The sequence below is a fragment of the Bacilliculturomica massiliensis genome (assembly GCF_900605495.1).
Taxonomy (GTDB): Bacteria; Bacillota; Clostridia; order Peptostreptococcales; family Anaerovoracaceae; genus Bacilliculturomica; species Bacilliculturomica massiliensis.
Genome location: NZ_LR027596.1, coordinates 1 through 10,723 on the forward strand (window position 1 = coordinate 1; position 10,723 = coordinate 10,723).

Annotated in this window: 8 protein-coding genes; 3 read left to right on the forward strand and 5 right to left on the reverse strand. The window is 56.7% G+C overall.

All coding sequences use genetic code 11. The features are described from left to right. The first annotated feature begins 143 nt into the window (after positions 1–143). Positions 144–695: a C40 family peptidase gene (locus E0E37_RS01215; protein ID WP_246019596.1), complete on the forward strand. Its 552-nt coding sequence runs from the start codon at positions 144–146 to the stop codon at positions 693–695. Positions 696–760: 65 nt separating this feature from the next. Here E0E37_RS01215 and E0E37_RS01220 read toward each other — a convergent pair whose 3' ends face one another. Next, entirely contained in the window at positions 761–3,043 is a 2,283-nt protein-coding gene (locus E0E37_RS01220) for a diguanylate cyclase domain-containing protein (RefSeq protein WP_130861158.1), read from the reverse strand. Beyond that, a complete protein-coding gene (locus tag E0E37_RS01225; RefSeq protein ID WP_165445146.1) occupies positions 3,040–5,337 on the reverse strand; it encodes a bifunctional diguanylate cyclase/phosphodiesterase in 2,298 nt (765 codons plus the stop codon). The genes E0E37_RS01220 and E0E37_RS01225 overlap by 4 nt, the downstream gene beginning before the upstream one ends. Positions 5,338–5,587: 250 nt before the next feature. Here E0E37_RS01225 and E0E37_RS01230 point away from each other — a divergent pair, with 250 nt between their 5' ends. Both E0E37_RS01230 and E0E37_RS01235 read left to right on the forward strand, forming a co-directional pair. Continuing rightward, complete coding sequence (locus tag E0E37_RS01230; RefSeq protein ID WP_330548520.1) at positions 5,588–6,394, forward strand: purine-nucleoside phosphorylase; 807 nt, start codon at positions 5,588–5,590, stop codon at positions 6,392–6,394. 19 nt (positions 6,395–6,413) lie between these two features. Continuing rightward, a complete protein-coding gene (locus E0E37_RS01235; protein WP_130861160.1) occupies positions 6,414–6,869 on the forward strand; it encodes a PaaI family thioesterase in 456 nt (151 codons plus the stop codon). Between the two features lie 290 nt (positions 6,870–7,159). On the opposite strand, the gene E0E37_RS01240 is transcribed toward E0E37_RS01235, so the two are convergent. The 3 genes from E0E37_RS01240 to E0E37_RS01250 all read right to left on the reverse strand — a co-directional run. Next, positions 7,160–8,281: a 4-hydroxybutyrate dehydrogenase gene (locus E0E37_RS01240; protein ID WP_130861161.1), complete on the reverse strand. Its 1,122-nt coding sequence runs from the start codon at positions 8,279–8,281 to the stop codon at positions 7,160–7,162. Between the two features lie 202 nt (positions 8,282–8,483). Beyond that, entirely contained in the window at positions 8,484–9,800 is a 1,317-nt protein-coding gene (locus tag E0E37_RS01245) for an acetyl-CoA hydrolase/transferase family protein (protein WP_130861162.1), read from the reverse strand. 98 nt (positions 9,801–9,898) lie between these two features. Then, positions 9,899–10,723, reverse strand: an 825-nt coding sequence (locus E0E37_RS01250; protein ID WP_216858906.1) for a 4-hydroxyphenylacetate 3-hydroxylase family protein, incomplete at its 5' end; no start/stop codon positions are given.

Here is a 10,723-nt window from a genome sequence, read left to right on the forward strand (position 1 = left end):
CCACTTAATCTCCTATCCCGTGAGTGTAACCGACGTCGTTGCAAAGGGTTCGGGGTGGAGAGGCGTGCGTTTTATACCCAGTGAGGTGGATAAAAGGAGAGGGCTGAGGCGAGAGGGGGGGAAGCAACGGAGAGAGGTGGAAATTGCAGACAAGCTTTGCAGGCGGCGGCCTCATGACCGCCGGCGCGTCCCCGGATCCCGCCGGCAGCGGCAGCGAATTCCCCGCTGATTTCTCCGCCGATCTCTCTGTGGATCCCGCCTCCGGCTTCCTTGCCCCCGTCTCCCGGGGCTCCTCCTCCGGTTCCGGCGCCGCCGTGGCCGCCATGGCTCTTACGCGCCTGGGCGACTCGTGCTTTCAGCCTCAGGCTGCTCCCGGCGAATATCTGGACTGCAGCGCCCTGGTCCAGTGGTGCTATGAACGTCTGGGGGCCTCCGTTCCCCGCACCGCCGCCGATCAGGCAAAGTATTGTCAGGAACACTTCCTCACCATTCCCCGCTCTCAGCTGCAGTGCGGCGACCTGATCTTCTGGAGCTTTGAAAAAAACGGCCGTTTCCAAAATATCAGCCACACCGGGATCTACGCCGGAGACGGAAAGATCATCGACGCCAGCTACAGCCGCAGCCAGGTGGTCTACCGGGATCTGTACGACCCGGAAAAGATCGTCATGTGCGGCCGCATCCCGGTAAAGCAATAAAAAAGTCCCCCGGCGCGCATTTCCTTTTCACCGCGCGCCGGGGGACCGCCGCGTCAGACCGGTCTCTAACGGCAGATCACCAGATAGCATTCCTTTCCGCCCGCCCAGAGCTGACGGCATACCCGGACCCACACATCTCTGCCCGCAAGAAGGCTGTAGATCGCTTTTTCCTCCACGCTGCCCTCCTGTTCCAGCGTCAGCACCGGGCAGCCCTCGCAGGGGCTGGTCTTTCCAAAAAAGCTGGCGTAGCACGTATGCCCGCTCTCTACCGAGGGCAGTATCGTTCTCGTCTGCTTATTTGCATATAAAATGCGGAAGCTGTCCTTTTCCACCGCATAGATCCATTCTTTCTGCAGATCCAATATGTTTTCCAGACTCTGCACCAGCTGCATCATGCCTGCCCGCGCCCGGCTTTTCAGCAGAAACGTGCTGATCATATGGGCGGTAACGGCCAGCGCGTCCACCTGCTCCTGCGTCCAGAAACGATTGATCCGGCAATCGTCAAAGCCCACGAGCCCGCGTATCTCGCCCTCGTCCTGCATGGCGCACTGAAGCACCGCCTTGATCCCCTGCCGCTCAAGAAGTTCTTTCTGCTCCAGCGGCAGCTGCGCCACATCCTTGCAGTAAAAAACGCCGTTTTCATCGAAGTTCTGCCGGAAGTCCCCCACTTCCTCATAGCTTACATGCTGAAGATTTTCCTGTTCCGGCTGTACTCCGCTGTTGCACCATTCAAACGTGTTGACGGTGTATGTCCCGTCCTCGCTGTCCTCGAAGATATAGACCCGGCTCACATCGTACCGCCGGCCCACGATCTCCAGCAGCAGCAGAAGATCCCGCTCCAGATCCTTGGACTCGTACAGCGTCCGGAATATATACTCCGCAAAGCCCTCTCCCCTGCTCTCTATCTCGTTTTCCGCCTTTTTCTCCCCTTTTCCGTCCCAGTCCCCTTTCTCTCTTCCCTGATCCTGCCTTGCATTCCACTGCCGCTGTCCCCGTTCTTCCTGCCCGCCGGGCTCTCCGCCCCCCGCGGCGCGCAGTCCGAAATCCAGCATATCATTGGAATAGAAGCGAAAATCGTCTTTTCCGCTGGCCTTGGCCTGATGCAGCGCGATATCCGCTTTGTGATAAAGGGTCCTCAGATCCCTGCCGTCCTGCGGAAACAGCGCGATCCCCATACTGCCGGATATGAGCTGTCCGCCCTGCTGCTGATACAAAAGCCGCCTGAGCCTGGCCAGCACGTCCCCGGCCTTTTTCGACGCTCCTTCCCGGTCCGCAGATCCCTTCATCACCGCCAAGAACTCGTCGCCCCCGGTGCGGCCGAGAATATCGTCCCTGCGGAACACTTCCTTCAGGACCTTCGCCACGTCCCCCAGCAGCGCGTCTCCGCTGAGATGACCGTAAACGTCGTTGATCATCTTAAAATTGTCCAGATCCAGCATAAACAGCGCGCAGGCTTCAGACTCTGCGATATTCTGCAGATATGCGGAGGTCAGTTCCTCTGCCGTTCCCTTGTTGTACAGTCCCGTCAGCGCATCCCGCTCCGCCCGCTCTTTCAGCTGCAGCGTATTTCGTTTCATGGAGTCTATGTCTCTGACCAGTCCGACCACGCGCTCAGAACGGCCTAATCCCGCTTTCTGACGCACGGCGCGCACATTGCACCAGATGTATCTGCCGTCCGCCTTCTGCAGGCGGAGAGATCCCTCCGCGCGATTCCTGCCGCTCCTCAGTTCCCGGGCCATGGCCTGTATTTCCTCCATATCGTCCGGAAAAACCCGGGATTTATGCCGGTCCAGAGCGTAGATCCCCTTCTCTGTGATTTCATAACCAAATTTTTTCTTCCAATTGGGAGAAAAAACCACCTGATCTTCCGCCACGTCCCACTCAAAGATAATGTCCTCTGATTCGTTCATGATGATCTCGTGGCGTTCCAGCATCCGGCGAAGCTCTTCTCCCGCCTTCCGCTCTTCATCTATATCCGTCAGAATACAGCAGTAGACCTGGCTGCCGTCCTCCAGCCGCACAAGCGATCCCTGATCCTGGATCCACCGGCAGCTTCCGTCCTTGTGCACGATCCGGTATTCCAGCTTCTTGGTATTTCCCAAGGCCAGCTGCTCCCGGACCATCTGATCCACTTCCTCCCGGTCCTCCGGACAGATCAGATCCCTCAGCCTGTTTCCCCGTTGTTCCTCCAGCTCTTTTCGGGTGTATCCCACGATCTGCAGAAAATTGTCGCTGTATTGGATCAAATTCAGCTCCGGCGTTGTATCGCAGCAGATCACTCCCCCTGGAATATTTTTTATAATGATGTTAAAATCAATCCTGCCCCACACAGCATCCGTTCCCATCATTTCACCTTGAATTCCTTTCCCTCTGTACGATACAGCAGCTTTTCAAACGCTTCCAGCGGCATGGGCCGTGCAAAGACGAATCCCTGTACCACATCGCAGCCCACAGAGCGCAGAAACCTTACCTGCTCCTCCGCCTCCACGCCCTCCGCGATGGTTTTGATCTGAAGCTTCCTGGCCATGGCGATGACCTGAGAGATGACCACCCTCTCCCGATATACGTCCGTCCCCTCCCGGAAGAAAAGCACATCCAGTTTCAGCACGTCGATGGGCAGATTTTTCAGCAGATTGAGGGAAGAATATCCCGATCCGAAATCGTCCATCGAACAGACGAAGCCCTTCTCGCGCATGGAGGTCACCGTGTCCTTGAACATCTCGTCGTCCACGATCATGCTCTCTGTAAATTCCAGTTCCAGACAGAGATCGGGGATCCCGAAACGCTCCTTCACCGACCAGTAATACTCAACGAAATCATGCTGCAGCATTCCCAGCCGCGAGACGTTCACCGCCACATTGATCCGAGGACCTCCCTCTGCAAGCCAGCCCCCGAACCACCGGCAGACCTGTTCAAAGATGTAGCGGTCCAGCTTCACGATAAATCCCGTTCGTTCGAAGATCGGGATGAACTCTCCGGGAGGGATCAGCCCTTTCTCACGGCTGTTCCAGCGGACAAGAGCCTCCGCCCCGTCCAGCCTGTCTCCGTGCTGAATGTCCACCTTAGGCTGCATGTACACCACAAATTCCCCGTTTGCCAGAGCCTGATCGCCGTTGGTCTCCAGCTCCGCCTCCTTCAGCGTGCGTTGGAGGATCTCACTGCTGAAAAAGGCGCAGCGGCTTCCCTGTCCCTGCTTGACCGACTTCTGGGCCATGTTGGCCCGGTTTACCATATCGTTCACGGAGATGGTCCTGTCCTCCGATTCCCCCACACAGTAAAAACCCATGCTGAGTTCTGCCCGAAGGCGGTTCGCCCCTATGCTTTCTTCGCTCAGACGCCGCTGAAGCTCCTGAAACCAGCGGTACAGCCCCTCTCTATCCTCATAGGGCATCAGCCCGGCGAAATTGTCGGCGCCCACGCGGCAGAACAGTCCGTCCTTCCCCACGCCATGATCCAGAATGTCCGCCAGAAAGATCAGCAGTCTGTCTCCCGCTTCATAGCCGAATACATCGTTAAAATATTTGAATTTCTTCAGATCGCAGTACCATACCGCGTAATGCGTTCCATTGGCCTTTCGCAGTACGTCTTCCGCGTCCATGACAAACCTTGCGAGATTTCGGCATCCGGTGAGCGGATCCTCATACGCCAGCTTCAAAAGCACTTCCCTGCTCCGGGTCATGATATGATTCTGTCGGCGCAGCAGAAACAGGAAGATCAGGCATGCGGCGGCGATGATCATGAAGGTGCCCAGCGCCGTCTGGCTGTAGCGATGACGCAGCGCCAGTTCCGGCACCATGCTGAAAATATACCAGTCGTCCACTCCCGCAGGTATAAAGACGCCTTTCTGAGTCCTGCCGTTTATCCGGTATTCAAAGCGCCCGGAAGCCCCCTTTTCCATCTGCCGGATGATCCCTTCGCGTTCTGCTTCGTCCAGCCCCTTTACCTCAGAGAGCCGGCCCGCTTCCATAAACGCCGCGTCCGAGTGGACCGACCGTACCACAAAATCTCCGTCGGAACTTATGACCGCCGAAAATCCTCTGCCGTTCAGAACCGGCGTGTCGATGATCTCACGCATCATGCGGGATGAATTCACCGCGCACAGCACGCCGATAATATCTCCGTCTTTTTCCACGGGCACCCCGTAGTAGTTGATATAGACAGCGTCCTCTTCCTTTTCATTTTCAGGACGGCCCAGAGTATCCCGAAACGTGCCCGAAATGGCGTCCTGACCGGACATGGCCCGATGATAAAATTCGCGGAAAGACACGTCCACGCCGCGGAAAACGTCTCCCCCCACATCCACCAGATCCAGCTTTCCCTCCCGGTCGGTCAGCCCCATGCGGATAAATGTGTTATTGTCGTTGATCTTTTTTAAAACGGTGCGGATCTCATCGTCGCTTCCCATTCCCGATTCACTGATGCAGATCGACACTGCGTCAAGGGTCTGCAGGTCCCCGGTGATCTGCTTCATCAGGGTGACGCGGTTCTGATCCGCCGCGTCGTAGAGATATTCCATATTCTCCGACTCGTTCTGCTTCATCATTCGAAAAACAAACAGGAGACTGAATATCATAAAGCACAGGCAGATGATACCGGCTGCTATATATGTCCTCCTGAATTGATTCGTTTCCTTTTCCGGCATGTTGTTTCCCCGCATCCAAAATTCTGCAAAAAAGAGTGATGGCTTACATCATTCTTCTTTATTCTACCGTATTTCCCTCAGAGGCACAACGAAAACCTGCATGGCCGCCTTTCCTTTTGCCTATCCCCCGTCTTTCCCTTCTAAAAAAGCAGAAAATGTGATACCATAAGACCAGCGGGCGGACAGGTCCGGTCATGTGCAAATGCGAAAGGTGAAGCCTGTCCGCAGATCTCAAACAGGAAAGGACGATATGAATATGGAAGACATCATCAGACACATCAGACAATATGTAAGCGAAACGCCGGAGCTGGGCATCATCCTCGGCAGCGGCCTTGGAGACCTGGCCGCGCAGATCGAAGATCCGATCTGCGTCAATTACGGCGACCTGCCGGGTTTTCCCGTCTCTACGGCTCCGGGACACGCAGGCCGGTTTGTTTTCGGCAGACTGTGCGGAAAATACGTGGTCTGCATGCAGGGCCGCGTCCATTACTACGAAGGCCATCCTATGGAGAAAGTCATTCTGCCTGTCCGCGTCATGAAACGACTGGGCATCCGGAATCTGATCGTCACCAACGCCGCCGGCGGCATCAACACAGAATTTCAGGTAGGCGATTTTATGCTCATCCGGGATCACATCAACTTTATGGGCGTCAATCCTCTGATCGGAAAAAACGATCCTGACTTCGGGCCCAGATTCTGCGACATGTCCTACGCCTACACCCCGGCGCTGCGCCGGCTGGCAAAGGATACGGCGGAAGAACTGGATGTGATCCTGCACGAGGGCGTATATCTGGGATGCAGCGGCCCCAGCTACGAAACGCCCGCTGAGATCCGGGCATTCCGCATTCTCGGAGCCGATGCGGTGGGAATGAGCACCGTGCCGGAAGTCATCGCCGCCAGTCACTGCGGCCTGCCGGTGCTGGCGATCTCGCTGATCACCAATATGGCCGCCGGCGTCCTGGACGTAAAACTGTCGGAGGAAGAGGTTCTGGAGATCGGCGCCAGACGGGCCGACACCATGCAGAAGCTGGTAAGATCCATCATTACAAAACTGTAGGACCGCGGGAGAGTACCTTATGAAACACGAAGAACAACATATCTTCTCCGGCGACGCGGCAGAGCGGATCCCGAACGCCGGGCCTGTGGATCTGGAAAAGCTCCGGGCCTTCTTCACCGCGGACCGATTCGCCATGGACGCCGGAATTACGCTGGACGAGGCGGAACCGGGCCGGGCCGTATGCAGCATGATCATACAGCCCCGTCATCTGAACGCCGGAAACACCGTACAGGGCGGCGCGATCTTCACTCTGGCCGATTTCGCCTTCGCCGCCGCGGCCAACGCCGGACAGCCTCTGACCGTATCGCTGAGCAATCAGGTCACCTTTCTGAAGCCCGCAAAGGGCGGCAGGCTCATCGCCGAGGCGGTCTGCATCAGCGGCGGAAAGCGCACCTGCTTCTATCGCGTGACCGTCACCGACGATCTGGGCACCAACGTGGCGGAGATGACGGTGAACGGTTATATCAAGCGTTGATCCCGGCCGCTCCGCAGCCCCAGAGCGCCGGAGACCCCAGTCTCATGCCGCGGGCGGGGCGGACCGGCGGACTGACAGATTTCCGCGAAACAGCTTCATCCCGCGGATGGAGCGGTCCGGCCACGGGACAAATTGCAGCCAAACAGCCGGCCGCTCCGCCCCGCCGGTCAGCCCGCATGGCTGCGGCCGGCGGCAGAGCCAGAAAAAGACCGTCCTCACTGAGATGAGGACGGTCTTTTTCTGGCTGAGCTGGTCGTGCATGTATGTGTTTTATTGGAGAAAGCATAGTACTAATACAGAGCGGCAAAGATCTCCCGGATCTCCTCTCTGTTAAACGGCACGTAATTGTTCTTCAACAAACGCTGCTGGTTTTCGATTGTGCTGTCGGTAAACTCGTCGATCTGTGTCTCTGTCATTCCGTACTCTTTCAGCGGCTTCTTCCCGATCAGCTGTCCCAGGAACCGGTCCAGCTCTTCGTACACCACGGCCACGTCGCAGTTCAGGATCTGCGCAAAAATGGCGTTGGCCTGAGCGATTTTTCCTTTCGGATCTTTCTTCATGTACATCTTAAAGACTTCTGTAAAGAACTGATAGTTGGCCTCCCCGTGGGGTACGTGGAAGGCTCCCCCTATACTGTAGGACAGCGCGTGCACCGCCGCGCATCCCGCGTTTCCAAAGGCGATCCCCGCATAATTGGACGCCAGCGCAAAGTCCTTCAGGTACGGCGCCCTGTTTTCCTTCGTGTTCCCATTCACCAGGATCTTCTGATAACCGTCCATGATCATCTCAATGGCCTTCAGGGAGTACATCTCCGTGAAGGGCGACGCCTTGGGCGACAGATATGATTCAACAGCGTGGATCAGCGCGTCGATAGAGCTGGTAGCAAACACGTAGTCCGGCAGACCCTGCAGGGACTCCGGCACCAAAACTGCCGCGTCGGCGTACGTTTCCTCTACCGCCAGCCCCTTCTTGGTGTGCAGGGACTTCAGCTCCGCGATGGCCACATTGGTCACTTCGCTTCCCGTTCCGCAGGTGGTGGGTACCACGATCAGCTCGTGTTTCTTCTTCGGCTTCACTGCTCCTGTGAACAGATCCACGGATTTCTCCGGCACCTCCAGAGACAGGACCTTGCAGATATCCACGATGGTGCCGCCGCCGAAGGCCACGATCCGGTCAAAGTCGTATTTCTTCATCTCCGCGGCCATGGCGTCGATCATCTCGTCGGAAGGCTCCCCGGAACCGAACTTCTCCTGATAGATCACGTTGATGTCCAGACCCAGCGGCGCCACATAGGGATCGTACATCCACTGATTGGTCACCAGCAGATCCCGCTTGCCCAACCGGAACGCCTCGTTGAACTCCTTAAATGTGTCAAAATAATGAATGGCAGGTACTACCCGCAATGCTTCCATAATAAATTGTCCTCTCTTTCTGTTGTAACAGTTTGAATCGACAGTACCGGCTTGCCCGCCATTCCTGCGTTCGCAGGCTGGATGACGCCCCGGTCCGCACGCCTGATTGTCATGCCGATCTGCCGGCCGGATTTCAATTCAGTCTGTTCAAAACACCTGTGTTTCTGCTCCGTTCATGCATTATATAGAGTTCATGTTCCGTTTAAAACTTCGTCTGGAACATTTTCTCGAAACCTTCCTTCAGCTCCTCCTGAAACTCCGGATGGGCAATTCCGATCAATGCTCTGGCCCTGTCTTTTACCGTCTTTCCCTTCAGCTGCGCGATCCCGTTTTCCGTTATCACATAATTCACATCGTGGCGGGATGCAGTCACCGGCTGTCCCTCTGCCAGAAGCGGCGTGATCTTTGATACCAGGCCCCCGTCCCTCTTCTTCGTCACCGAGGGCATGGCGATGATCGCCCGTCCTTTTCCATCCGCCGTCATGGTCGTTCCGCGGATGAAGTCTACCTGGCCCCCCACTCCTGAGAACTGGCGGTAACCGATGGTATCAGAGGCTACCTGTCCATAGAAATCCACGCCGATTCCGCTGTTGATGCTCACCATATTGCTGTTCTGCGCGATGACCATGGGATGGTTTACGTAGTCTACTCCTCTCATCTCGCAGATGGGATTCCGATGGCAGAAGTCGTACAGTTTCCGGCTTCCCATTACAAAATTGAACACAAATTTTCCGCGGTCGATGGCCTTGCAGCTGTTGTCGATGACTCCCGTCTCGTACAGATCCACCACGCCGTCGCTCAAAAGCTCCGAATGGATGCCCAGATGCTTCTTGTCCTTCAACTGATGGCACACCGCATCCGGTATACCGCCAATTCCAAGCTGCAGCGTATCGCCGTCCCGGATCAGCTCCGCACAATATCCGCCGATGGCTTCCTCCACAGGCCCGATCTTTGCCGGCGGCAGCGTGGGCAGCGGTCTGCTTTCTTCCACGAACATATGGATCTCACTTACAGGAAACACGCCGTCCCCAAAGGTAAAGGGCAGCTGATCGTTGACCTGCGCAATGACAAGTTTCGCCGACTTCATCGCCTGCACGGTATAATCTCCGGACACGCCCGTGGACACAAAACCATGCTCATCCGGCGGCGTCACCATCACAAGCGCCACATCCACCGGTATCGTACCGTCCCGCATCAGCCCCGGCACCTCATAGAAGAACAGCGGCGTAAAATCACCGCGCCCTTCCTCCACGCACTTTCTCGTCAGGCCGCTGAGAAACCACAGATTCGGGTGGAAGCTCTCCTTATATTCGGGGTTGTACAGGTCGCTCTCCCCGATATTTACCATGTGAGAGATCTCCACATTCCGCAAACTGTCCCTGCGTCGGATCAGGGCTTCGATCAGGGCCGACGGCTCAGCCACATCGTGAGCCGTCACCACGCGGTCGCCTGAGCAGACCTTGGAAACCGCTTCGTCGGCGGTACACTTTCTGCTCTCATATATCTCTTTCCAGTCCATACTGTATCCTCCTGCCATTGTGCTCGATCGAAAATCCGAATCAACACGGCCAAAACGGCCGCGGCCGGAGCCGCGGCTGTTTCCGCTCAGATTCCCTCTTATTTAATGCCGGCGATATCCTTGGCCAGCTGCTTCTTTCCGTTGATGTTGCCCTGTCTTGCGATCATGATCCGCTGCGCCTGCGGCGAGCCCGCTCCGTGCATGGACTCCGTACGGTATCCCACCGCCGAGCTTCCCAGACAGATGTTCTCCAGGAACCGCAGCACTCTCATCCGATCTTCCGTCTTCACTCCTTCGCGGGCCACATAGAACTTATTGCACACCTCTCCGATGGTCTCGCCATTCTTTCCTACCACAACGTCCGACTTGAAGTCCTTCTCCGACGGCATCGTCACCATCAGGCCTCCTGCGATGTCCTCCGCCAGTCTCACGATCTCATAGGGAAAACGCGTTACGTTCTGTTTGCATACGTTCGCCAGCAGCAGGTCGATCTGGTAGTTCCCCGCCTTCGTCTGGAATCCCTCCGACGAACACGCGATCCCGCAGGCGTACAGCGTCTCGTTTAAGTGCGTCATCTCGATCAGCTTATCCTTCACGTGGGACGCCTTCTCCGCTCCGTTGTACTCCGCCGCCAAAGCCGCCGCTCCGATCACCACGTCGCCGACTCCTACCTTGCATCCTCCGTAGCTCTGTCTGTGGTATCCCGCAAACCGCTCCACCATCATTCCTGCAAACTCATACTCGCCCGCCAGAAACACGTACTCGTTGGGGATGAACACGTTGTCCAGCACCACCAGCGCTTCCTGGCCTCCGAACTGTTTGTTGCCCAGGTCCACGTCCGCTCCCTCTTCCAGCTTCCTGGTGTCGCAGGACTGACGGCCGTAGATCATGTAGATCCCGTCCGCATCCGACGGACAGGCGAA